Source organism: Caballeronia grimmiae, from assembly GCF_022879615.1.
Lineage (GTDB): Bacteria > Pseudomonadota > Gammaproteobacteria > Burkholderiales > Burkholderiaceae > Caballeronia > Caballeronia grimmiae.
On record NZ_CP084271.1, the window covers coordinates 2,792,962 to 2,815,590 of the forward strand.

Consider the following 22,629-nt stretch of genomic DNA (forward strand, 5'->3'; position numbering starts at 1 on the left):
CTGCTTAAACCGGTTCGGTGGTGACTTGCTCGCCCGCGCGATACGCCTCGTATCCACGCTTGCGCAGTTTGCATGCCGGGCACTGGCCGCAGCCGTAGCCCCATTCGTGCAGTTCGGCGCGCTCGCCGACATAGCAGGTATGCGTTTCGACGCGGATCAGTTCGACGAGCGTCGCACCGCCCAGCGTTTCCGCGAGACGCCATGTATCGGCTTTATCGAGCCACATAAGCGGCGTTTCGAGCGCATAGCGCGTTTCCATGCCGAGGTTCAGCGCGACTTGCAGCGCTTTCATCGTGTCGTCGCGGCAATCGGGATAGCCGGAAAAATCCGTCTCGCACATGCCGCCGACGAGCACCTTCAGCCCGCGCCGATACGCGACCGCCGCCGCGATCGTCATGAACAGCAGATTGCGCCCCGGCACGAAGGTGTTCGGCAAGCCGTTCGCAGTCGACTGAATCTCGATCTCGCGGGTCATCGCGGTATCGCTGATCGCGCCGAGCACGGACAAGTCGATCATGTGATCTTCGCCCAGACGGCCGGCCCAATGCGGAAACTTGCTCACGACCTCCGCGCGGAATCCGCTGCGGCACTCCAGTTCGACGCGATGCCGCTGGCCGTAATCGAAGCCGAGCGTCTCGACGGTCCGATAGCGTTCGAGCGCCCAGGCGAGGCACGTGGCCGAATCCTGGCCACCGGAAAACAGCACGAGGGCGCTGTCCTTCGCGTCTATCCGAGTCACCGTGAAAACTCCGTGTATGAGATGAGCGTGGCGCGTCGCGCGGGCGGCACGGCCGGCATCCGCAATGTGAGAATCCAGTATAGGCCGGCGGGCTTTTGTCGAACGCGCGCGCCCTTTATGACTCCGATAAGCGGATCGGCGGAAGATTCGCCGCCCGTTTGCGCGGCGTTCGAGCGCGATTCGGAGCATCGAAAAGAAAAGGACTTGCGGTCCGAGGACGAGGCAAGTCCTTAATTCGGCGCGAATTTTAGCATGGCGGCATATTGTTCGCCGAGCTGCGGACGCGTGATGCCAATGCACTCGCGACCGGCCAACTAGCTAAATCTACGCACCCGCAAATGAAAAAGCCCGAGAGCGATGAACTCTCGGGCTTCTTGCATTCTGGTGGCCTGGGACGGAATCGAACCATCGACACGCGGATTTTCAATCCGCTGCTCTACCAACTGAGCTACCGGGCCAACGAAGAGGTGAAACTATAGCAAAGCGCCGCGTGTTGCTCAAGCCCTTTTCCCAAGATTTTGTTTCTTTCATCGGAATCGGCTTGTCTGCACGGCTCAAACCTCGTTCTTGTTCTTTCCGAGATCGACGCCCAGCTGCTTGAGCTTGCGATACAAATGCGTGCGCTCCAGCCCCGTCTTTTCCGCGACGCGCGTCATGCTGCCGTTCTCGCGCGCAAGGTGATATTCGAAGTACGCGCGCTCGAACGCATCGCGCGCATCGCGCAGCGGGATATCGAACGAGATCGATGCCGTCTGCCCCGCCTGACCCGGCGCCGCGCCGCCCGCGCCGGCATCGCCGGACGATGCGTTCAGCGCGGAAGCGCTCGGCAACGCAGCCGCGATCGGCACGTTCGACACGCCCGCGTTCATCGCCGGCTTCAGCGCAGCGGCGGCGGCCGGCGCGGCCGTGCCATGCGCCAGCCCTTGCTCGACCGCCTTCAGCAGCTTCTGCAGCGCGATGGGCTTTTCCAGAAAGTTGAGCGCGCCGATCTTCGTCGCCTCGACCGCCGTGTCGATGGTCGCGTGACCCGACATCATGATGACCGGCATCGTGAGCTTGCCCTGCGCCGCCCACTCCTTCAGAAGCGTGACGCCGTCGGTGTCGGGCATCCAGATGTCGAGCAGGACGAGGTCGGGCGTCTGCTGGAGGCGGTACTCGCGCGCGTGCTGCGCGTTCTCGGCCACGTCCACCACGTGGCCCTCGTCGCTCAGGATCTCGGAGAGCAGTTCCCGGATCCCCATTTCATCGTCTACCACCAGGATGGTTGCCATTTAAGCTGCCCTTGTCTGCACTGTTGCTTTTGTCGTTCCGTGTTTCGCGGCGGTCGCGGATGAAGGCGTCGCACCATCGGCGGCGGTTTCGTCCGCGAGTTGAAGGAACAGAATCGAGACTTGCGCGCCTTCCACGACGTCGCCCGTCCTGGACCGGTTTCGAATGTCGATGCGCGCGCCGTGCTCGTCGACGATCTTCTTCACCGTTGCAAGTCCCAGACCCGTGCCCTTCGCCTTCGTCGTCACGTAAGGCTCGAAAGCGCGCGACAGAATGCGCGCCGGAAAGCCCGCGCCGTTATCGGATACCGTGAGCCGAACCGCAACGCGCGCATGCCCCGACGCATCCGGTTCGCCATATTCTACTGTCCTCGTTTCAAGCAGCACGCGCGGCTCGGGTACGTCGGCGACGGCGTCCTGCGCGTTCTGCAGCAGGTTATGGATGACCTGACGAATCTGCGTCGCGTCGCCGCGTATGACCGGCAGTTTCGCGAGATCGACCTTGATCGGGCTCTTGCCTTCCTCGATGCCGTATAGCGTCAGCACTTCGCCGACCAGATCGTTCAACTGCAGGGTCGCGAGCACCGCAGGCGGCGTGCGCGCGTACTCGCGGAAGTCGTCGACCATGCGCTTCATCGCCTGAACCTGATTGACGATGGTCGTCGATGCGCGCTTGAGCACGTCCGCGTCCTGCGGCGCGAGCTTGTCCGCGAGCTTCATTTGCAGGCGCTCGGCGGAAAGCTGAATGGGCGTGAGCGGATTCTTGATCTCGTGCGCGAGACGCCGCGCCACTTCGCCCCATGCGACGGAACGCTGCGCGGAGATGACGTCCGAGATATCGTCGAACACGACGACATAGCCGGTCGTTTCGGCGTCTTCAGTATCGCTTTCGGTGCTCACCAGCAATTGCGTGCCGCGCACGAGCAAGGTCAGCGGATCGTTCTCGCCCGGCACCGTCACCGCGACCTGCTGCTGCCAGTGCCCGCGATCCCCCGCCGGATGACCGCTGCCGACCGCCGCCGCATCGCGCTCGGCGAACGCTTTCTTCACCATCGCGCCGAAATCGGCGAGCACGTCGATGCTGTCGAGCGGCTGATTGATGAGCGAGCCGAACGGCTGACGGAAGATGCGCGCCGCGCCGCGATTGGCCGTCGTCAGCCGGAATTGCCGGTCGAATACGAAGACGCCCGCCGTCAGATTCGCGAGAATGCTTTCGAGATACGCCTTCGAATGTTCCAGCGCGATGCGGTTGTTCTCGACCGCCGCCCGCGCTTCGGATAGCTGGCGCGTCATCGCGTTGAAAGACTGCGTGAGAAAGCCCAGCTCGTCGCGCGAATTGATCTCGCGTTTAGGCGTGTAATCGCCTTCGGCCACTTCCTTCGTGCCCTGCGCGAGCAGGAACAACGGCCGCGCAAGCTGATTGCCGAGCGCGAGCGCAAGCATCATCGCGATGAACGTCGCCAGGAAGAGCGCGAGCGTCAGCGTGCCGATATACATCTTCCGCAAGCCGGTGCGCCCAAGCCGCTTCTCCTGATACTCGCGATACGCGCGCTGCACCGCATCCGCATTGCGCGCGAGCTCCTGGCTCACGGGCTGTTCGATCTGCAGGAAGCGATCGACGTGCTGGAATTCCGTGGTGGTCGTCGGGTCGGGAATCTTCGTGATGACGCGAAGACGAAGCGCGCCCTTCGGCCCGTTCGATGAGGGATCGCCGTCTATCTCCCCTTCTATCGCGCCGAACGGACGATCCTGCGCCGCCTTCAGCATTGCGCCGTTGGGTTCGTTCGTCGGCAGCAGCGCATAGATGTTGCCCGAAGCCTGCGCGATGGTCCGCAAGCCGGGCACGCGCAGCGACCCGCCGCCCGCGTTGAGGTCCTCTCGATTGTATTGATCGCGCGGACGCTCGAACACGACGGCATCCTGCACGCCGTATTGATCGCGCAGACGCAGAAGCGAGAGCGTGAGGCTCGACGGATCGGCGCTCGCCAGCTGATCGCTCATCTGACGGCCGCGGTTCTTGAAATCGGCGAGCGAAGTTTCGAGCATGCCGCGCCCGAGCGTCAGGCCGGACGTGAGCGCGGTCTCGACGTTCACATCGAACCAGGATTCGATGCTTCGCGACACGAACTGATACGACACGACGTAGATGATCGCGCCCGGCAGCACGCCGACGAGCGCGAAGATGAGCGCGAGTTTGGCAAGCAGACGCGTGCCGAAGCGCCCCTGCCTCACGCGCGACACGATGATCAGCGTCAGGCCGATGACGATCAGCATGAACACGCAGGCGACCACCACGTTCGCGGCATATAGCCAGCCGTAGTAGCGGTCGAAGAACTCCGTATTCGCGCTCGCGAGCGCGAGCATCACGAGCAGCAGAACCGCCGTGAGCGCAACTGTTGATACCAGCAGCCGAACGACAAGACTCTTCATGTCCGTGCGGCCGCGTCGAAATCTATTTCGCACGTTCCGCCGCCGTAAAAGTGAATCGCTTCCAGTCCGAGGAAAGGTTCCAGTCGCGGTTATTGACCGCGTCGATCTGGAACGGCTTGGGCATCAGCGCGATGTCGAGCTGCATCCGCACCGATGCGTTATACGTTTCTCCGCTATGCACCTGATTGCGGTCGATCACATGCCACGACGTGACATGCTTGATGACCGCCAACGCTTCGTTCAGCGATGCAAAGCGCAACTGCAGGCCGCCCGTCGACACGCGGTATTCGTTCGTCAGCGGTTGATACGACAGGCGGATGCTTTGCGACACGTTGACCGGCTCTTCGTCGAACCAGTACCAGCGCGGCCGCGACAGCGCGAAGTCGATGGTGAAGTAGAGCGGCACGCTGCGATTCACGGCTTCTTCGAGACTGCTGTTGAGATCGAAGTCGAAATGCGCATCGAGACTCCAGCCGGTATTGTCCGCCTGCAACGACGCGCGCTGCACGGAGATCGTTTCGGCGAGCGCGGGTTGCACTGCGGCGAAGCTCAGCCAGAGCGCCAGCGCAGTCCAGATGACGGCCGCGAGCCGAAGCGGAAAAATGCGTTTTATCGTCACCGTTTCTGAAAGCGCGCGTAGAAGAATCCGTCGTGGTCCGCGATGACGTCCGCGTTCCGGTTCGATGGCGTGCTTCCGCCCTCTGCATCGCCCGGACCGTGGCGTTCGATGGATGTTTCGTCCGGTGACGCTTGCACCGCACTCGCGCTCGCGCGCGCCGCCGTCGGCAGCAGTTGCCCCGGCGCGTCCAATCGTACCGCATCTTCATGGGTCGCTTCAAACCAGCGGGCCTGCTCTTCGCCCTCCTCTGGAAAGATCGAGCACGTCACGTAAAGCAGTTCGCCGCCCTTCGCGACGAGCGGCCAGAGCGCCGAAAGAATACGTCTTTGTTCGTCGACGAGCGCCGGGATATCCGATGCCCTGCGCAGCCAGCGAATGTCGGGATGGCGCCGCACGATGCCCGACGCCGAGCACGGCACGTCCGCGAGAATGCGATCGAAGGGCGCACCGTCGAACCACGGCGAAGGGTCGCCGGCATCGCCGACGCGAACATCGGCCGAGAGTTTCAGGCGCTCAAGATTCTGTCCGATGCGGCTCGCGCGATCGGCGTCGCTTTCGAGCGCGACGAGATCGACTTGCGCGAGTTCGAGGATGTGACCGGTCTTGCCGCCGGGCGCGGCGCACGCGTCGAGCACGCGCATGCCGTCACGGGCGTCGAGCCATTGGGCCGCGAGTTGCGCGCCCGCGTCCTGCACGGACACTTCGCCCTGCGCGAAGCCGGGAATGCGATCGACGGGCATCGGCGTTTTCAGGCGCACCGCGTGCAGGCCGGCCGCTTGCGCGTCGATGTGCTCGGACTTCAGGCGATCGAGGTAAGCATCGACAGTCGTGTGCCGCGCGTTCACGCGCAGCGTGAGCGGGCCTTGCACGTTGCCCGCTTCCAGAATGTGCTCCCACGCCTGCGGCTGGGCGCGCCGGACAGCGTCGATCCACCATTGCGGATAGTTCCACCGCGCGACGGGGCTCTTGATCGCCTCGTCGATGAGCGCGTCGCGTTCGCGCAGGAAGTTACGCAGCACCGCGTTCACGAGTCCCTTGGCGAACGCGAATTCGCGACGCGCGGCGATTGCGCTCACGGCCTGATCGACGACGGTGAACGGCGCGTACGCGGCGTGCGCCTGGTCGTCGGTGAGCAGCGCCAAGGCGCACGTCAGAACGTTGCCGACGTGCGGCGGCGGCGCCTTGCGGACGAGCTTATGCAGCAGCGCATCGGCCAGCGCCAGGCGGCGCATCGTGCGATACGCGATGTCCTGAATCGCGCCGCGCGCCCCCGGATGCTTGCCCGACGCGACGACCGTCTGGATCGCAGCGGGCAGAGCCGACCCCGCGCGCACGGCGCCGACGGCCTGCGCCGCGCAATCGAGCGCGAACGCGAGCGAATCGGGCGCGAGATGCGGCGCACTCATGCGGGACGGCCCGCGCGGCGGCTGAGGCGCGGCGTCGTGCCGCCGGGAAGGCTTGTCGGTCATGTAGGGTGGGTTAGGCTTGCGCAAACGAGGATTGTAACGTGCGAGGAAACGGGCTCCGGTCGTGCGGGCAACGGGGACGGGCATCACGGACGGACGCCAGACAAAAAAAGCCGCCCCGATCACTCGGGACGGCCTTTCGAACCGCCGTTCGGTGGATTACATCCGGCCGGTGCGCGCCATCTCCATCAACCGCGCGACGCGCTCTTCGGTCGCCGGGTGCGTCGAGAACCAGTTCGCGATGCTTCCGCCCGACAGCGGGTTCATGATCATCATCTGCGCCGTGGCCGGGTGCGCTTCGGCTGCCGGGAACGGCACCCCCGACGCATACGCGTGGATCTTTTCCAGCGCGCTCGCGAGCGCCTGCGGATCGCCCGAAATCTGCGCGCCGCCGCGGTCCGCTTCGAATTCGCGGGCGCGGGAAATCGCCATCTGGATCAACGCACCGGCGATCGGCGCGAGAATCGCCACCGCGATGCTCGCGATCGGGTTCGAAGGACGGCCTTCTTCATCGCGTCCGCCAAAGAACATCGCGAAGTTGGCGAGCGCGGAGATTGCGCCGGCCATCGTCGCCGAGATCGTCGAGATGAGAATGTCGCGATGCTTCACGTGCGCCAGTTCGTGCGCCATCACGCCGCGCAATTCGCGCTCGGACAGCACGCGCAGAATGCCGGTGGTCGCCGCCACCGCCGCGTGCTCGGGATTACGCCCCGTGGCGAACGCGTTCGGCGCGTCTTCGTTGATCAGATAGACGCGCGGCATCGGCAATTGAGCGCGCGTGGCGAGCTCGCGCACCATGCGATAAAACTGCGGCGCAGTGGTTTCGTCGACTTCCTGCGCGTTGTACATGCGCAGAACCATCTTGTCCGAGAACCAGTACGAGAAAAAATTCATCCCGAGCGCGATGAGCAGCGCGATCATCATGCCCTTCGATCCGCCGATCATGCCGCCGATCACGACGAAAAGGGCCGTGATCGCTGCCATCAGCATCGCGGTTTTGACCCAGTTGAACATATGCGGAGCTCCTTCTCCCTAATACGATGCGCAATTTGCGCGGTGGGCCCGGTTAGTCGACCGGGCTAGCCATTGTAAGCAAAATGTTAGATAGGGTCATGCGCGAATAATTCAACTATCTGTGCGATGTCGCCAGTTTGATGCCGAGGCCGACGAACGCACCGCCGACGCCGCGATCCAGCCACCGCTTCACGCCCGGCTTACCGGAGAACCGCTCGGTGACGCTGCCCGCGATCCACGCGACGAAGCTGTTCCAGACCGTGCTCATCGCGATGAACACGAGGCCGAGCGTGAGAAACGCGAGCGTCTTGTGCTGGCTGTCGGCGGCGACGAACTGCGGGAAGAAGGAGACGAAGAACAGCACCACCTTCGGATTCAGCACATTGGTGACGAAGCCCTGCGTGAAGAGTTGCCGAAGCGACTTGGGCGCGGACTTCGCGCTGGCCTGGGCATTCGAGGCGTCGCTCGTGTCCTCGTGCTTAGTGAAGATGAGCCGCACGCCCAGATAGATCAGATAAATCGCGCCCGCGACCTTGACGACGGTGAACGCCGTCGCCGATGCCGCGAGAATCGCCGTCAGCCCGAACGCGCAAGCGAGCGTATGCACGATGCAGCCCGCCGAGATGCCGAGGGCGGAGACGATGCCCGCGCCCCGGCCCTGCGCGACGCTGCGTCCGACGATGTAAGCGGTATCTGGTCCCGGCGTGACGTTGAGCAGGAAGACGGCGACGAGAAAGAAGGCGAAACCGGTGATGCCAAGCATGAGAAGCCTCCAGACGGGCTTGTGACCGATCTCTTTATTCTAAGCCGCGCTTGTCGCCGTGAACGGTGAACCGCTGTCCTTTCGACAAAGGCGCGCCGGCGAGGAATTCGCGCACCGGCAGACGCTTGCCGCCCGGCTTCTGCAACTGCGTGAGCCTGAGCGCGCCGTCGCTGCACGCGACGACGACTCCTTCCGGCGATACGTCCACGATTACGCCCGGCTCACCCGTCACGCCGCTCAACGGCTGGGCCGCCCAGATCTTGATGGCGGCATCGCCGAGCGTTCCGACCGCACCCGGGAACGGATCGAAGGCGCGCACTTGCCGGACGAGCGCCTCCGCCGGCCGTCGCCAGTCGAGCGCCGCTTCGTGCTTGGCGATCTTTTCGGCATACGTCGTGCCGTCGTCGGGCTGGGGTATCGACGGAAGCGAGCCGTCGCGTTCGAGGTCGCGCAATGCCGCGACGATCAGATTCGCGCCCATTTCAGCGAGCCTGTCGTGCAGCGTGGCGGTGGTGTCGTCGGGATCGATGTTGGTGCGCGCTTCGCGGATCATCGCGCCGGTGTCGAGGCCGGCGTCCATCTGCATCAGCGTAATGCCGGTTTCGGTGTCGCCTGCTTCGATTGCGCGGTGAATCGGCGCGGCTCCGCGCCAGCGCGGCAGCAACGAAGCGTGAATGTTGATCGCGCCGCGCGGCGGGATGTCGAGCACTTCCTGCGGAAGAATCAGCCCGTAAGCGGCCACGACCATGACATCGTGCGGCGTGGCGCGAAGCAGGTCGATGGCGTTGGCCGCTTCCTGCGGATACTTGCCCGCGCGCCGCAGCGATGTCGGCTGTGCGACCGCCAATCCGTGTTCGAGCGCGAAGCGTTTGACCGGGCTCGCGGTCAGCTTCATGCCGCGTCCGGCGGGCCGGTCCGGCTGGGTCAGGACGAGCGGAACCTGAAAGCCGGCCGCATGAATGGCGGCGAGCGCGGCGGCGGCGAATTCAGGCGTGCCGGCGAAAACGACGCGCAGCGATTGAGTCATCGATGAAAGCTACCTTCAGGCGTGCCTGCAAAAAACGTGATTCCGGTGCGCCTCAGAGCGCCTTTTCCAGCTTCTTCATCTTGCCGCGAATGCGCGTCTGCTTGAGCGACGACAGATATTCGACGAACACGTGCCCCGCCAGGTGATCCATCTCGTGCTGGATGCAGACAGCGAGCAGATCGTCGCAATCCAGTTCGAAGGTCTCGCCCTTTTCGTTCAGCGCCTTGACGCGAACCTTGTCGGGACGCTCGACGAAATCGTAAATGCCCGGGACCGACAGGCAGCCCTCTTCCCACTCTTTCTTGACTTCACTCGCCCAGACGATTTCCGGGTTGATGAACACCATCAGCTGGTCGTGCGTGTCCGACACGTCGATGACGATCACGCGCTCGTGCACGTCCACTTGCGTCGCCGCGAGGCCGACGCCGGGCGCGGCATACATGGTCTCGGCCATGTCCGCGACGAGCTTTCGAATGCGGTCGTCCACCACGGCGACAGGCTTCGCCACCTTGTTCAGCCGCTTGTCCGGGTAGTTAAGTATGTTGAGCAGAGCCATGATTCGGATTGTCTACGCGCGCCGCGACGCGTGTGAAGTCGGCCATTCGGCCAGGTTGCGGATGGGTGGCGGCATGCCGAAGATATGCGGGCGAACCCAAGGGATTCAACGCCGCCGGCAAGCGGCCAGACAGCGTCGCTACGGGCCGCAAGCGCGGCCGGGCGACGATTCTTAATATGTACGGGATCAAAAATCTTAACATGACGACCGCCACCCTGCCGACCGATACCGCAGCTCCCGAAACCGCCGCGCCGCCGTCCGATGCCGATGGCGAAGAACTGCGCGCGTGGTTGCGCCTCGCGCATGCGAAGGGCCTGCGTCCGCTGGCGTTGCGCGCGCTGCTCGGCGCGTTCGGCGGGCCGCTGGAAGTGCTGTCGGAAAGTTTCGCCTCGATCGCACAGGTCGCTGACGAAAACGCGGCGAAAGCCGTCGTCGCGCCGCCCGGCGATATCGAAGGCGTCTCTTTCGATGACTATATTGAACGAGTGCGCGAATGGGCGTCCGAGCCCGGCAACCGGATACTCACGCTCGCCGACACGGACTATCCGCAAGCCCTGCTGACCATGCCCGATCCGCCGCCGCTGCTCTACGCGATAGGCCGGCTCGACGTGCTCCAGGCGCGCGCCGTGGCGATCGTCGGCAGCCGGCACGCTTCGCCGCAAGGCGCGGAAGACGCGCGCCGCTTCGCGCGGTCGCTGTCGGACGCGGGGCTGGCGGTCGTGTCGGGGATGGCGCTCGGCATCGACGCCGCCGCGCATCGCGGGGCGCTCGACGGTCGCGGGGGAACGATCGCCGTCATCGGGACGGGCGCGGATCTCGTCTATCCGGCGCAGAACCATACGCTCGCGCATGAGATCGCCCGCGACGGCGCGATCGTGTCGGAATGGCCGCTCGGCACGCCCGCGCGGTCGGCAAACTTTCCGCAGCGCAACCGGCTGATCGCGGGGTTGTCGGGCGGCGTGCTGATCGTTGAAGCGGCGATGCGCTCGGGATCGCTGATCACCGCGCGGCTGGCCAACGAAATGGGGCGGGACGTCTTTGCGATTCCGGGGTCGATTCACGCGCCGCTGTCGCAGGGATGCCATCGCCTCATCAAGCAAGGGGCGAAGCTCGTCGAGACGCCCGAAGACGTGCTCGAAGAATTCGGCTTCCCGACAGCGCGCAGACGCGGGAGCAATCGCACGGCGAACCCGCAGCCCGGGCCGGCCAGCGCGTCGTGGGCGTCGGCGCGGCTGCCCGAGGCTCCGTCCGCCGACGCCGAACGCGTGCTCGCCGCGCTCGGTCACGCGCCGGCGACGCTTGAAATTCTCGCTGCGCGGACCGATCTGCACGGGGCCGCGATTCAGGCGGCGCTGCTTCAGCTCGAACTGGCGGGCGTGGCGACCGCGCTGCCTGGCGGCCGCTACGCCGCGCTCGAACGCTCGTGAAGTCGCCTCGTGCTACATTCGCGGGAAATTAGCCCGTCACGCCCTGCCCCACGAAGGATTCTGCAAACGCCATGTCCGCGCTCAATCTCGACACCGATGCCGATCAGATCGCCGAGCGCGTCGCCGAGCCCGGCACGCTGTTCGTGGCATGCCTGTGCGCTGAGTGGTGCGGAACGTGCCGGGAGTATCGCGAAGGATTCGACAGGCTCGCCGCCGCGCATCCGGACATCTGCTTCGCGTGGATCGATATCGAGAATCATGCGGACCGTTTCGACGACCTCGATGTTGAAAATTTCCCGACCATTCTGATCGAAGATTCGATCACGACGCGCTTCTTTGGCACGGTGCTGCCGCAAGTGTCGATCGTCGAGCGGATGCTCACCGACCTGACCGCGCTGCCCAACATGGCAGGCGCGCCGAAGCTGCGCCCGGCGCTTGCTACGGCGTAGACAAAACCGGGGCATTACGGGCGTCGAAACGGTCGGAAACCGCCGGTTCGCCGCGCGTCCTAATCGCAGCCGCGGCGCGCATCGCGCAAAGCCTGTGCTATAAAGCGGTCGTTATGCGGTCCAAACGGGGCCGCTGCCAGACCACAACCATATTGAGTCATGTCCAAAGCCCTGATCATCGCTGAGAAGCCTTCCGTCGCGAACGACATCGCGCGCGCGCTGGGCGGCTTCACGAAGCATGACGAGTACTACGAGAGCGACGAGTACGTTCTCTCGTCCGCGGTCGGCCACCTGCTCGAAATCGCCGCGCCCGAGGAATACGACGTCAAGCGCGGTAAATGGAGCTTCGCGAATCTGCCCGTCATTCCGCCGCATTTCGACCTGAACCCGATCGCGAAGAGCGAATCGCGGCTGAAGGTCCTGACGAAGCTGCTGAAACGCAAGGACATCGACCGGCTCATCAACGCATGCGACGCGGGGCGTGAGGGCGAGCTGATTTTCCGCCTGATCGCACAGCACGCGAAGGCGAAGCAGCCCGTTCAGCGCCTCTGGCTCCAGTCGATGACGCCCGCCGCCATCCGCGAAGGCTTCGCGCATCTGCGCAGCGACGCCGACATGCAGCCGCTCGCCGACGCCGCCCGCTGCCGCTCCGAAGCGGACTGGCTCGTCGGCATCAACGGCACGCGTGCAATGACCGCGTTCAACAGCAAGGGCGGCGGTTTCTTCCTGACGACCGTCGGCCGCGTTCAGACGCCAACGTTGTCGATCGTCGTCGAACGCGAAGAAAAGATTCGCCGCTTCGTGCCGCGCGACTATTGGGAAGTGCGCGCCGAGTTCGTGGCCGCGAAGGGCATCTACGAGGGCCGCTGGTACGACCCGAAATTCAAGCGCGTCGAGAACGATCCGGAGCAGCGCGACTCGCGCCTCTGGAGTCTCGCGGCGGCGGAATCGGTGGTGGCGGCGTGCCGGGGCAAGTCCGGCACCGTCACCGAGGAATCCAAGCCGTCCACGCAACTGTCGCCGCTGCTCTTCGACCTGACGAGCCTGCAGCGCGAAGCGAACAGCCGCTTTGGCTTCTCGGCGAAGAACACGCTCGGCCTGGCGCAGGCGCTGTACGAAAAGCACAAAGTGCTGACTTACCCCCGTACGGATTCCCGTGCGCTGCCGGAAGACTATCTCGGCACGGTCAAGGACACGCTGACCATGCTGAAGGAGAGCAACAACTACCTGCCGTTTGCGAAGCAGGTGCTCGACAAGGGCTGGGTCAAGCCGAACAAGCGCATCTTCGACAATTCGAAGATCAGCGATCACTTCGCCATCATCCCGACGCTGCAGGCGCCGAAGGCGCTGTCGGAGCCGGAGCAGAAGCTGTATGACCTCGTCGTCAAGCGCTTCCTGTCGGTGTTCTTCCCGGCTGCAGAATATCTGGTGACGACACGCATCACCGAAGTCGCGGGGCATCACTTCAAGACCGAAGGCAAGGTGCTGGTCGAACCGGGCTGGCTCCAGGTCTATGGCCGCGAAGCTGCGGGCGAAGACGGCAACCTCGTGCCGGTGCAGAAGGGCGAGAAGGTCGACGTCGACAAGGTCGCCGCGCAGGCGCTCGTGACCAAGCCGCCCGCGCGCTACAACGAAGCGTCGCTGCTGTCGGCGATGGAAGGTGCGGGCAAGCTCGTCGAAGACGAAGAACTGCGCGACGCGATGGCCGCGAAGGGTCTCGGTACGCCGGCGACGCGCGCCGCGATCATCGAAGGGTTGCTCGGCGAGAAGTACATGGTCCGCGAGGGCCGCGAACTGATCCCGACGGCCAAGGCGTTCCAGTTGATGACGCTGCTGCGCGGCCTGGGCGTCGAGGAACTGACAGCGCCGGAATTGACCGGCCAGTGGGAACACAAGCTGTCGCAGATGGAACGCGGCAACCTGCATCGCGATGCGTTCATGCAGGAAATCGCGCGCATGACGCAGACCATCGTGAAGCGCGCGAAAGAGTACGACTCCGACACTATTCCCGGCGATTACGCGACGCTCGAAACGCCGTGCCCGAATTGCGGCGCACAGGTGAAGGAGAACTATCGCCGGTTCGCGTGTACGAAGTGCGAGTTCTCGATCTCGAAGATTCCGGGCGGACGTCAGTTCGAGATTCCGGAAGTGGAAGAACTGCTGCGCGAAAAAACCATCGGGCCGCTTTCGGGTTTCCGCAGCAAGATGGGGCGTCCGTTCTCGGCCATCCTGAAGCTCTCCTTCGACGACGAAATCAAGAACTTCAAGCTCGAATTCGACTTCGGCCAGGACACCGGCGGCGAAGATGGCGAACCGCCCGACTTCTCGGAGCAGACGCCGGTCGGCGCGTGTCCGAAATGCCAGTCGCGGGTGTTCGAGCACGGCATGAGCTATGTCTGCGAGAACTCCGTCGCGAATCCGAAGACGTGCGATTTCCGCTCGGGCAAGGTCATCCTGCAACAGGAAATCGGACGCGAGCAGATGGAAAAGCTGCTGAACGGCGGCCGCACGGACTTGCTGACGAACTTCAAGTCGTCGCGGACCGGGCGCAATTTCAAGGCGTTCCTCGTCAAGCAGCCGGACGGCAAGATCGGCTTCGAATTCGAAAAGAAGGAAGCCAAGCCGGGCGCGAAGACGGCGGCCAAGCGCGGCGCGGCTGCCGAGCCGCAGACCGATAACGCCGACGAAGGCGATAGCGACGTCGCCGTAGCCGCAAAGACGACGCGCGCCAAAGCCGCGACGAAGACCGTCGCGGCGAAGAAAGCGCCAGCGAAGAAGGCCGCCGTCAAGAAGACTGCGGCGCGAAAGGCGGGATAACTCGCTCCGGCGCGCTAAACGCCGACATGAGGAAGCATCAGGCCCGCGAAGCGATTCGCGGGCTTTTTTATGCCAGCAGAAGGCGACGCTCGCTAAAAAGCAAATGTATGGTCAGCCTAGTTTCTGCAACCTCGATCTGTGACCTAAGATAAAAGGGCTTGCGCAAATGTATCCGGGCTCGAAATGGGCGCGGATCAGAGCGCCCGGCCCTCGATGAGAAGCCGCACCCAACTGTCCTTAAAAAGCCCTCAGTCTGCAGGACTGGATTGTTTTTCAGGTTTTCAGTCGGGGCCGTGAGCCGTTTATCTTCATCACGGGTCAGTGGTCGCAAAAGCAGGCGGAAAGCTCTCAGGCGATGGCCGGTTGTGCCCGGTACACGCCACCCTTGGCCAGAATCGCCCAAACGATTCTGGCCATTTTGTTGGCGAGTGCGCAGGCAACGACATTGCTGTGACGACGTAGCAGCAACGCTTGCAGCCAGCGACCCAGCGCATCGGTTCGTCTATCGGCATAACGCATCACCGCGCGCGCGCCTTGCACGAGCAGGCAGCGCAACTGCTTGTTGCCGCGCTTCGAGATGCCCAGCAGGGTCGCTCGGCCGCCAGTCGAATGTTGGCGCGGAACCAGCCCCAAAGACGCCGCGAAGTCTCGGCCACATTTGAACGCGCGTGCGTCGCCGGCCATGGCGAGCAAGCTGCTGGCGGTGATCGGGCCGATTCCAGGAATGGTGAGCAGGCGTTGGCCGGCTTCGTCTTCGCTCGTCTGCCGCTTGATCTGGGTCTCCAACTCGGCGATCTCGCCACCCAACTGTGCGTAACGTTGATGCAGGCGAAGCAACAAGGCCACCAGCACGGGCGGCAGTGCATGCACAGGATCATCGAGTAGGACCGGCAAGCGCGTGATGGCCAGTGCGCCGACAGGCAGATCGATCCCGAATTCGAGCAGGAAAGCGTGGATTTGATTGCTGGTTGCCGTGCGTTCAGCGACAAGCGATTCGCGCACGCGATGCAGCGCAAGCAGAGTCTGTTGCTCGGCGGTCTTGATTGCGACAAAACGCATGGAAGGACGCGAGGCAGCTTCGCAGATCGCTTCAGCATCGGCAAAGTCGGTCTTGTTGCCTTTGACGAATGGCCTGACGAACTGCGGTGCGATCAAGCGAACCTGATGTCCATATGACTGACATTTGCGTGCCAGCCAATGCGCGCCCGCGCAAGCTTCCATTGCCAAGACGGCGACCGGACAGGTCGCCAGGCACCCGTAGAGTTGCTTGCGCGTCATCTTCTTGCGCCAAACCTGCGTGCCGCGTGCGTCCTGCGCATGCAAAAAGAAGCAGTGCTTGCCCAGATCAATGCCGATAAGCGTAGTGTTCGCCATGATGGCCTCCAAAAAAGGAAATGGCCCGATCAGCGTATGCCAATCGGGCCATCTCGGTCAGGCTGACCATCTCATTAAGCCCGGGAAACGAAATCTCCCGGGCCTTCTCATGCTGCCAGTCCAACAGAACTCAGAACGGCGATGCCGCCGGCACGCGCCCTCTCGTTCGCGACGGCTTCGACAGCTTCGGCCCCAGTTCGCCATCGATCGAACGCGAGCGCGGCGCGGGCGGCGGCGCTTGCGGTTCATCGGCGGATTCGTAGTGCGGCTGCGCGCCAGCCGCGACAGGCTTGCCCATGCCGTCGCGGATCCATTGTTCGCCCAGCTGATGATTCGGCGTCTGGCTGAAGTGCTCGACGAGGTGATCGATGAACGTCCGCACCTTCGCCGGCAAATGCCGCCGGCTCGGATACGCGACGTTGATCTCGACCTGCGGCAACTGATAGTCGCTCAGCAGGCGCACGAGCTGGCCGCGCTTCGTATCGTTGCCGATCAGATAGCTCGGCAGAATCGCGATGCCCATGCCCAGCAGCGCAAACTGCCGCAGCATCTCCGTATTGTTCGCGATGATCACGTTCGACGGCCGCACGCGCACTTCGCCCTCGGGGCCGGTAAACACGCGTTCGTCGCCCCAATACTCGGACGGTAGGCTAAGGCACGGATGTTCAAGCAGATGCTCGGGACGCGTCGGCGTGCCACGCTTTTCCAGATACGCCGGCGTCGCGCAGACGGTCATGCAGCCGGTCGTCAGCCGCCGCGTGACGACGCTCGCGCTCTTCACCTGCCGCGCGATGACGATGCCGACATCGAACCCTTCCTCCACCAGATCGACCTGGCGGTCCACGAGCGTCACATCGGGGATGACTTTCGGATAGCGCTGCGCGTACGTCTGCAATACCGGCGCGAGATTGTGCAGCCCGAACACGACCGGCGCGACGATGCGCAGCGAGCCGAGCGGCTCGTGATTGCGCGCGACGACCATTTGTTCGACGTCTTCGAGTTCATCGAGAATCTGGCGCGCACGTTCGAGATAAACCTGGCCCGACTCCGTGAGCGACAGACTGCGCGTGGTGCGATTGAGCAGGCGCGTGCCGAGGCGGCCTTCGAGATCCGCGACGTGCCGCGTCGCGACCGCGTTCGAGATATCCATCGCGCTCGCGGCTCTGGCAAAACTGCCGAGATCGGCCACGCGGACGAACACTCTCATCGACTGCAAATGATCCATGGGACAACTCCTGCCGCCAGGCGGCTATCAATTCTGCTGCAAGGCAATTCAGAATTATCCTAGGACTGAGGAAATCGTGCAGAAGTTGCGGTTGGCGGTTGCCTTTTCGAAAAAATTCGTGGGCGAAGGGCGGCCGGCGGGGAAAGAGACACTCCCCCGCCTGCACCTTTTTGAACTTCGCCCGGCGATGTCGACCGCTGGGCGATGTCAAGCGACCGAAAATCAGGCCGCGAGCCGCTTCTCCATTCCGGCCTTGGCTTCCGGCAGCGCGTCCGGCAGCCCTTGCTGCAGACGGGTGAACAGCTCGTCGTGCAGCGCGAGTTCGTCGCGCCACGCGGCGTCGTTAACCGAGATGACCTGCTCGAACTGGTCGCGCGTGAAGTTCAGCCCGCCCCAATCGATGTCCTCGTAACGCGGCGAAATGCCGAACGCGTGTTCCTCGCCGCTCGCCGTGCCTTCGATACGACCGACCATCCAGTTCAGCACGCGCATGTTTTCGCCAAAGCCCGGCCACACGAACTTGCCGTCGTCGCCCTTGCGGAACCAGTTCACGCAGAAGAACTTCGGCGCCTTCGCGTTGAGCGCTTCGAGGCGTTCGCCGATCTTCAGCCAGTGGCCGAAATAGTCGCTCATGTTGTAGCCGCAGAACGGCAGCATCGCGAACGGATCGCGGCGCACGACGCCTTGTTGCCCCGCAGCGGCGGCCGTGGTTTCGGAGCCCATCGTCGCGGCCATGTAGACGCCTTCCTTCCAGTCGCGCGCCTCGGTGACGAGCGGCACGGTCGTCGAACGGCGTCCGCCGAAGATGAACGCATCGATTGGCACGCCCGCCGGGTTCTCCCAGTCCGGATCGATCGACGGACATTGCGATGCCGGCGCCGTGAAACGCGCGTTAGGATGCGCGGCCTTCGCGCCGGTCTCCTTCGCGAGCTCGGGCGTCCAGTCGCGGCCCTGCCAGTCGATCAGATGCGCGGGCGGCGCGTCCGTCATGCCTTCCCACCAGACGTCGCCGTCGTCGGTCAGCGCGACGTTCGTGAAAATCACGTTCTCCTTGAGCGTCGCCATCGCGTTGAAGTTGGTCTTCTCGCTCGTGCCCGGCGCGACGCCGAAGTAGCCGGCTTCCGGGTTGATCGCGTACAGCCGGCCGTCCTTGCCGGGCTTGATCCACGCGATGTCGTCACCGATCGTCGTCACCTTCCAGCCGTTCAGGTCTTGCGGCGGGATCAGCATCGCGAAGTTGGTCTTGCCGCACGCCGACGGGAACGCCGCCGCGACGTGGTGCTTGCGCCCCTCGGGCGACGTGACGCCGAGAATCAGCATGTGTTCGGCGAGCCAGCCTTCGTCGCGGCCCATGGTCGACGCAATGCGCAGCGCGAAACACTTCTTGCCGAGCAGCGCGTTGCCGCCGTAGCCTGAGCCGAAGCTCCAGATTTCCCGCGTCTTGGGAAAATGCACGATGTACTTCGTGTCGTTGCACGGCCACGGCACGTCCTTGCGGCCATCGGCGAGCGGCGCGCCGACCGAATGCACGCAGGGCACGAACTCGCCTTCCTCGCCGAGGACGTCGTACACCTCGCGGCCCATGCGCGTCATGATCCGCATGTTCGTGACGACGTACGGGCTATCCGACAATTCCACGCCGATATGCGCGATCGGCGACCCGAGCGGGCCCATCGAGAACGGCACGACGTACATCGTGCGGCCGCGCATCGCGCCGTCGAAGAGGCCGTCGAGCGTCGAGCGCATTTCCTGCGGGTCGATCCAGTTGTTCGTGGGGCCGGCATCTTCCGGGCGCTCCGAGCAGATAAACGTTCTGTCTTCGACGCGCGCGACATCCGAGGGATCGGAGCAAGCCAGAAAGGAGTTGGGGCGTTTGGCGGGATTGAGCTTTTTCATCGTGCCGGCGGCGACCATCTGTTCGCAGAGCCGGTCGTATTCGGCTTGCGTGCCGTCGCACCAGACGACGCGATCGGGTTTTGTCAGCGCGGCGACGCGTTGAACCCATTGGATCAATCGTCGGTGCCGGACATAGGCCGGCGCCTGGACGTCGACGACGTTGTTTTTATTTTCTTCGGCTACTGCGGGCTGGTTCATCGAGTTGTCTCCGTTTCTGCAATGAAAACCGTGAGCCCTGACGCTGCATGCGAGAGGCATTGCGACCGGAACCGCCGTGCATTTTCAAAAGATATTCGTCGCACGAAAGACGGTTCCCTTTGCCGATTGCGGCGTCATCGGGCCTGATCCCTGCGACGTAGCGCCAGGCGGCTTGCGTCGCTAAGGAACAAACTGTTAAAAAGAGATACTAAGCGGCCTGTCCCCTTGCGGATTACCGTGTTTTCCGCAATGGCGCCGCATTTTTTTGTTTCTCGAGCGGGTTATTTGCTCGGAAACGAGGAAATCAAGCTTAACACCGCCATGCAGCCCTGCTTTGATGCTGCGCAGTGAGATTACAGTTCCTGCGATTTAGTGCGGCTTTCTTGGTAATTACCCGAAGTTAATCCGCTCTATTTCGCAAGCCGGACCAAAAATGCAGCATGTTCGATGCCTACAAAAAGCCAATCAATGCCCATGAAAATCGCCATTCTCGACGACTACCAGGACGCCGTAAGGAAGCTCGACTGCTTCCATCTTCTCGATGATCACGAAGTGAAAGTCTTTAATAACACGGTGCGTGGACTCGGACAGTTGGCTAGCAGACTGTCGGAAGTCGATGCGCTCGTGCTGATCCGCGAACGCACGCGCATCAGTTCGCAACTCCTCGATAAATGCCCGAAACTGCGCATGATCAGCCAGACGGGCCGGGCAGGCGGCGGTCATATCGATATCGATGCATGTACGGAACGCGGCATCGCCGTGCTGGAAGGCACCGGATCGCCGGTCGCGCCGGCCGAACTGACGTGGGCGCTGATCATGGCGGCGCAGCGTCGCATTCCGCAATACGTCGCGAACCTGAAGCAGGGCGCGTGGCAGCAGTCGGGGCTGAAGACGTCGGCGCTGCCGCCGAACTTCGGCCTCGGGCAAGTGCTGCGCGGGCAGACGCTCGGCATCTGGGGTTACGGCAAGATCGGCCAGCTGGTGGCGGGCTACGGCAAGGCGTTCGGCATGAACGTGCTCGTGCACGGCCGCGAGCACTCGCTGGCGGCGGCGCGCGAGGATGGCTTCGCCGTTGCGGAAACCCGCGAGGCGCTCTTCGAGCAGAGCGACGTGCTCACCGTGCATTTGCGTATGAACGACGAGACGTGCGGCATCGTCCGGACGGAAGATCTGATGCGCATGAAGCCGACTGCGCTGTTCGTCAACACGAGCCGCGCCGAGCTGCTCGAAGAGAACGCGCTGCTGAACTCGCTCCATCACAACCGGCCGGGGATGGTCGCGGTCGATGTCTACGAGAGCGAGCCGATCCTGCAGGGCTACGGCCTGTTGCGCATGGAAAACGTGATCTGCACGCCGCACATCGGCTATGTGGAGCGCGAGAGCTACGAGCTTTACTTCAGCGCGGCGTTCAGCAACATCCTCGCCTTCGATGCCGGCGATACGTCGAGCGTGTCGAATCCCGAAGCGCTGCAGCACGCGCGCCGCCGCTGAGCGGTCGATGCGTCAGGCCGTCGAGACGTCGATCGACGGCTCGCAGCGCACCGGAAAATTCACCGAGTTCGCGATGAAGCAGAAGCGGTGCGCCTCTTCGTGCAGGCGCGTCGCGAGCGCAGTGTCGCCGCCCGCGCCGATGGTCACGCGCGGGCGCAGCAGCACATCGGCGAAACGGCCGCTACCGTTCGCGTCCTCCTGCATGATGCCGATGGCCCCGTCGACATAGCCGGTCACGACGATCTTGTTGACCGCGCACAAGTGCAGATACCAAAGCATGTGACACGACGACAGCGACGCCACGAACAGTTCCTCCGGATTGTGGCGCGTGGGATCGCCGCGAAAAGCGGGATCGCTCGATGCCTCGATCGCGGCCTTGCCCGCGACGCGCACGACGTGGTCGCGCGAGTAGGCGTCGTAGGCGGAGGTGCCGGAACCGCGATTGCCCGTCCATGCGACGGTGAGTTCGTAAGTGTGCTGCTTCGGCATGGCGCGCTCCTTTTGCCTGGCTAGGCAATGTGCGATGCGGCATCCATCAGATGCGGAAGGCGCTCGAGAAAGTCTTCGCCGTCCGCGCGGCCCAGGTCATAAGCATGCTGCATCTGGGACGGGCTCGTATAGTCCCAGCTCGATATCGGCACCTTGCGCGACGGCTGCACGTAGATGCGCCGCTGCTCGCCGTGCGGCACGACGAACGTGCGCTCGCGCGGATAAAGCCGCGTGACCATGACGAGCACCGTCCCCGCCGATGCATCGAGCGCGGAGACCGGCACGTTGTCGACCATGCCGCCATCGAGCACGGGGCGGCCGTTGCGTCGGAGGATCGGCGTGAAAGGCGGCGTACTCGACGATTGCAGGATCAGATCCGCGAGGTCTTCGATGCTCGCGCATTCCTGCGCCGTCACGAACTCGGGATGGAAGCCGAGCGCCTGACCGAGCGTCGGGTGCAGCGTCTTGCGCACGTACTTCTCGATGTTGTACGCGATCAGCCCGGCTGCGACGGCGCTGCGCGCGCCGAGCCAGCGCGGCAGATGCGACACGCCGATGCGAATCTCCGGCGCGGAAGCGAGTTCATGGAAACGCTCCGCGAAGATGTCGAGCAGTGCCTGCCGATAGATGCGGTAATGCGGGAAGACGGACTGCCCGCGCAGCAGGTTGCCCCAGTAGGCGTTCTTCGTGTTGCCGCGCAGGGCTTGCGCGTAGTAGTTCATGACCCAGCGCGCGTCGTTGGTGTAGAGCATGCACGCGGTGGCCGCGCCCGCCGAGATGCCCGCGATGATGCGCGGCTTAAGCCTCAATTCCGGCTGGATGACGTCCCAAAAACCGGCTTGCCACCAGCAGCGGTTGCCGCCGCCGGCGAATACGACCTGATCGAACATTTATTTGCTGACGAGTGCGTAGGTTGTCGTGGCGTGGGCGGCGAGTTCGCCGTTGGCGTCGTGCATGTCGATTTCGCCGAACACGAGATTGCGGCCCCGGCGCATGACGCGCGCCGTGACCAGCACGTCGCCGGTTTTGACCGGACGCATGAACGTGGTGTTGAGCGAGACGGTGGTCATTGGCGAGAAGCCGCCCATGGTGTGCGAGATGGCGACGACCATCGCGGTATCGGCGGCAGCCATGAAGACCTGACCGCAAATGACGCCGCCCGCGTGCCGCAAATGATCCGAGTACGGCAGACGCAAGGTGACGCGATCATCGCCGATGGATTCGGGCGCGAGCGACAACTCACGGACCCACGGCGCGAGGATGTCGTTGAGCAACGCGCGGATGGCGGCTTCGTCCATTTCTTTGGGCTTTGTGCGGTTGGGGGACGCGTCATGATACCGGCTTGGGGCTTTTGCCCTGCGGTCCGCGCGGCGTTCGTGAG

At 63.8% G+C, this 22,629-nt stretch carries 19 protein-coding genes and 1 tRNA gene; 4 read left to right on the top strand and 16 right to left on the bottom strand.

Annotation, left to right across the window (positions count from 1 at the left end):
• Positions 1-4: 4 nt before the first annotated feature.
• The 10 genes from queC to def form a co-directional block, all read right to left on the bottom strand.
• Positions 5-739 carry a 7-cyano-7-deazaguanine synthase QueC gene (queC, locus tag LDZ21_RS13385; protein ID WP_244793692.1) on the bottom strand — a complete coding sequence of 245 codons (735 nt, stop codon included), beginning with the start codon at positions 737-739 and terminating at the stop codon, positions 5-7.
• Between the two features lie 382 nt (positions 740-1,121).
• Positions 1,122-1,197 (bottom strand) — tRNA-Phe (locus LDZ21_RS13390).
• Between the two features lie 96 nt (positions 1,198-1,293).
• On the bottom strand, positions 1,294-2,010 hold the full coding sequence (gene esaR / locus LDZ21_RS13395) for a response regulator transcription factor EsaR (protein ID WP_035968575.1): 717 nt from the start codon (positions 2,008-2,010) through the stop codon (positions 1,294-1,296).
• The gene (locus tag LDZ21_RS13400; RefSeq protein WP_280519411.1) at positions 2,011-4,437 is read right to left on the bottom strand and encodes a sensor histidine kinase; all 2,427 of its coding nucleotides are present in this window, start codon (positions 4,435-4,437) and stop codon (positions 2,011-2,013) included.
• A 22-nt stretch (positions 4,438-4,459) separates the two neighbouring features.
• Positions 4,460-5,056 carry a DUF4390 domain-containing protein gene (locus LDZ21_RS13405; RefSeq protein WP_244793694.1) on the bottom strand — a complete coding sequence of 199 codons (597 nt, stop codon included), beginning with the start codon at positions 5,054-5,056 and terminating at the stop codon, positions 4,460-4,462.
• Positions 5,053-6,525 carry a 16S rRNA (cytosine(967)-C(5))-methyltransferase RsmB gene (gene rsmB, locus LDZ21_RS13410; RefSeq protein WP_244793695.1) on the bottom strand — a complete coding sequence of 491 codons (1,473 nt, stop codon included), beginning with the start codon at positions 6,523-6,525 and terminating at the stop codon, positions 5,053-5,055. Before rsmB ends, LDZ21_RS13405 begins: the two co-directional genes overlap by 4 nt.
• A gap of 156 nt (positions 6,526-6,681) precedes the next feature.
• Entirely contained in the window at positions 6,682-7,536 is an 855-nt protein-coding gene (htpX, locus tag LDZ21_RS13415) for a zinc metalloprotease HtpX (protein WP_035968567.1), read from the bottom strand.
• A gap of 115 nt (positions 7,537-7,651) precedes the next feature.
• Positions 7,652-8,299: a LysE family translocator gene (locus tag LDZ21_RS13420; protein ID WP_244793696.1), complete on the bottom strand. Its 648-nt coding sequence runs from the start codon at positions 8,297-8,299 to the stop codon at positions 7,652-7,654.
• A gap of 34 nt (positions 8,300-8,333) precedes the next feature.
• The gene (gene fmt / locus LDZ21_RS13425) at positions 8,334-9,326 is read right to left on the bottom strand and encodes a methionyl-tRNA formyltransferase (RefSeq protein WP_244793697.1); all 993 of its coding nucleotides are present in this window, start codon (positions 9,324-9,326) and stop codon (positions 8,334-8,336) included.
• A 52-nt stretch (positions 9,327-9,378) separates the two neighbouring features.
• A complete protein-coding gene (gene def / locus LDZ21_RS13430) occupies positions 9,379-9,882 on the bottom strand; it encodes a peptide deformylase (protein ID WP_035968561.1) in 504 nt (167 codons plus the stop codon).
• Positions 9,883-10,082: 200 nt separating this feature from the next.
• Between def and dprA the strand changes: the two genes are divergently transcribed.
• The 3 genes from dprA (at position 10,083) to LDZ21_RS13445 (ending at position 14,575) form a co-directional block, all read left to right on the top strand.
• Positions 10,083-11,309 (top strand): DNA-processing protein DprA, encoded by a 1,227-nt coding sequence (gene dprA / locus LDZ21_RS13435; protein WP_244793698.1) that lies wholly within the window; start codon positions 10,083-10,085, stop codon positions 11,307-11,309.
• Between the two features lie 71 nt (positions 11,310-11,380).
• On the top strand, positions 11,381-11,758 hold the full coding sequence (locus LDZ21_RS13440) for a thioredoxin family protein (protein ID WP_035968560.1): 378 nt from the start codon (positions 11,381-11,383) through the stop codon (positions 11,756-11,758).
• Between the two features lie 159 nt (positions 11,759-11,917).
• The gene (locus LDZ21_RS13445) at positions 11,918-14,575 is read left to right on the top strand and encodes a DNA topoisomerase III (RefSeq protein WP_244793699.1); all 2,658 of its coding nucleotides are present in this window, start codon (positions 11,918-11,920) and stop codon (positions 14,573-14,575) included.
• 348 nt (positions 14,576-14,923) lie between these two features.
• Here LDZ21_RS13445 and LDZ21_RS13450 read toward each other — a convergent pair whose 3' ends face one another.
• The 3 genes from LDZ21_RS13450 to LDZ21_RS13460 form a co-directional block, all read right to left on the bottom strand.
• Positions 14,924-15,949: an IS110 family RNA-guided transposase gene (locus LDZ21_RS13450; RefSeq protein WP_244793700.1), complete on the bottom strand. Its 1,026-nt coding sequence runs from the start codon at positions 15,947-15,949 to the stop codon at positions 14,924-14,926.
• 130 nt (positions 15,950-16,079) lie between these two features.
• Positions 16,080-17,174: a transcriptional regulator GvmR gene (locus LDZ21_RS13455; RefSeq protein WP_035968557.1), complete on the bottom strand. Its 1,095-nt coding sequence runs from the start codon at positions 17,172-17,174 to the stop codon at positions 16,080-16,082.
• A 222-nt stretch (positions 17,175-17,396) separates the two neighbouring features.
• On the bottom strand, positions 17,397-19,268 hold the full coding sequence (locus tag LDZ21_RS13460) for a phosphoenolpyruvate carboxykinase (GTP) (RefSeq protein ID WP_244793701.1): 1,872 nt from the start codon (positions 19,266-19,268) through the stop codon (positions 17,397-17,399).
• 474 nt (positions 19,269-19,742) lie between these two features.
• Here LDZ21_RS13460 and LDZ21_RS13465 point away from each other — a divergent pair, with 474 nt between their 5' ends.
• A complete protein-coding gene (locus tag LDZ21_RS13465) occupies positions 19,743-20,759 on the top strand; it encodes a D-2-hydroxyacid dehydrogenase family protein (protein WP_244793702.1) in 1,017 nt (338 codons plus the stop codon).
• 12 nt (positions 20,760-20,771) lie between these two features.
• Here LDZ21_RS13465 and LDZ21_RS13470 read toward each other — a convergent pair whose 3' ends face one another.
• From LDZ21_RS13470 to LDZ21_RS13480, 3 genes are read right to left on the bottom strand one after another with little or no spacing between them, the layout of a single operon-like run.
• A complete protein-coding gene (locus LDZ21_RS13470; protein ID WP_035968552.1) occupies positions 20,772-21,248 on the bottom strand; it encodes an OsmC family protein in 477 nt (158 codons plus the stop codon).
• A gap of 20 nt (positions 21,249-21,268) precedes the next feature.
• The gene (locus tag LDZ21_RS13475; RefSeq protein WP_244793703.1) at positions 21,269-22,138 is read right to left on the bottom strand and encodes a patatin-like phospholipase family protein; all 870 of its coding nucleotides are present in this window, start codon (positions 22,136-22,138) and stop codon (positions 21,269-21,271) included.
• A complete protein-coding gene (locus tag LDZ21_RS13480) occupies positions 22,139-22,546 on the bottom strand; it encodes a PaaI family thioesterase (protein ID WP_244793704.1) in 408 nt (135 codons plus the stop codon). It abuts the gene before it with no gap.
• Between the last annotated feature and the right edge of the window lie 83 nt (positions 22,547-22,629).

What these genes read in the sequence shown, in the direction of transcription:
- esaR (WP_035968575.1), bottom strand. Translation starts at nt 2,010, where the DNA reads ATGGCAACCATCCTGGTGGTAGACGATGAAATGGGGATCCGGGAACTG.
- LDZ21_RS13400 (WP_280519411.1), bottom strand. Translation starts at nt 4,437, where the DNA reads ATGAAGAGTCTTGTCGTTCGGCTGCTGGTATCAACAGTTGCGCTCACG.
- rsmB (WP_244793695.1), bottom strand. Translation starts at nt 6,525, where the DNA reads ATGACCGACAAGCCTTCCCGGCGGCACGACGCCGCGCCTCAGCCGCCG.
- htpX (WP_035968567.1), bottom strand. Translation starts at nt 7,536, where the DNA reads ATGTTCAACTGGGTCAAAACCGCGATGCTGATGGCAGCGATCACGGCC.
- LDZ21_RS13420 (WP_244793696.1), bottom strand. Translation starts at nt 8,299, where the DNA reads ATGCTTGGCATCACCGGTTTCGCCTTCTTTCTCGTCGCCGTCTTCCTG.
- fmt (WP_244793697.1), bottom strand. Translation starts at nt 9,326, where the DNA reads ATGACTCAATCGCTGCGCGTCGTTTTCGCCGGCACGCCTGAATTCGCC.
- def (WP_035968561.1), bottom strand. Translation starts at nt 9,882, where the DNA reads ATGGCTCTGCTCAACATACTTAACTACCCGGACAAGCGGCTGAACAAG.
- dprA (WP_244793698.1), top strand. Translation starts at nt 10,083, where the DNA reads ATGACGACCGCCACCCTGCCGACCGATACCGCAGCTCCCGAAACCGCC.
- LDZ21_RS13440 (WP_035968560.1), top strand. Translation starts at nt 11,381, where the DNA reads ATGTCCGCGCTCAATCTCGACACCGATGCCGATCAGATCGCCGAGCGC.
- LDZ21_RS13445 (WP_244793699.1), top strand. Translation starts at nt 11,918, where the DNA reads ATGTCCAAAGCCCTGATCATCGCTGAGAAGCCTTCCGTCGCGAACGAC.
- LDZ21_RS13450 (WP_244793700.1), bottom strand. Translation starts at nt 15,949, where the DNA reads ATGGCGAACACTACGCTTATCGGCATTGATCTGGGCAAGCACTGCTTC.
- LDZ21_RS13455 (WP_035968557.1), bottom strand. Translation starts at nt 17,174, where the DNA reads ATGGATCATTTGCAGTCGATGAGAGTGTTCGTCCGCGTGGCCGATCTC.
- LDZ21_RS13460 (WP_244793701.1), bottom strand. Translation starts at nt 19,268, where the DNA reads ATGAACCAGCCCGCAGTAGCCGAAGAAAATAAAAACAACGTCGTCGAC.
- LDZ21_RS13465 (WP_244793702.1), top strand. Translation starts at nt 19,743, where the DNA reads ATGAAAATCGCCATTCTCGACGACTACCAGGACGCCGTAAGGAAGCTC.
- LDZ21_RS13470 (WP_035968552.1), bottom strand. Translation starts at nt 21,248, where the DNA reads ATGCCGAAGCAGCACACTTACGAACTCACCGTCGCATGGACGGGCAAT.
- LDZ21_RS13475 (WP_244793703.1), bottom strand. Translation starts at nt 22,138, where the DNA reads ATGTTCGATCAGGTCGTATTCGCCGGCGGCGGCAACCGCTGCTGGTGG.
- LDZ21_RS13480 (WP_244793704.1), bottom strand. Translation starts at nt 22,546, where the DNA reads ATGGACGAAGCCGCCATCCGCGCGTTGCTCAACGACATCCTCGCGCCG.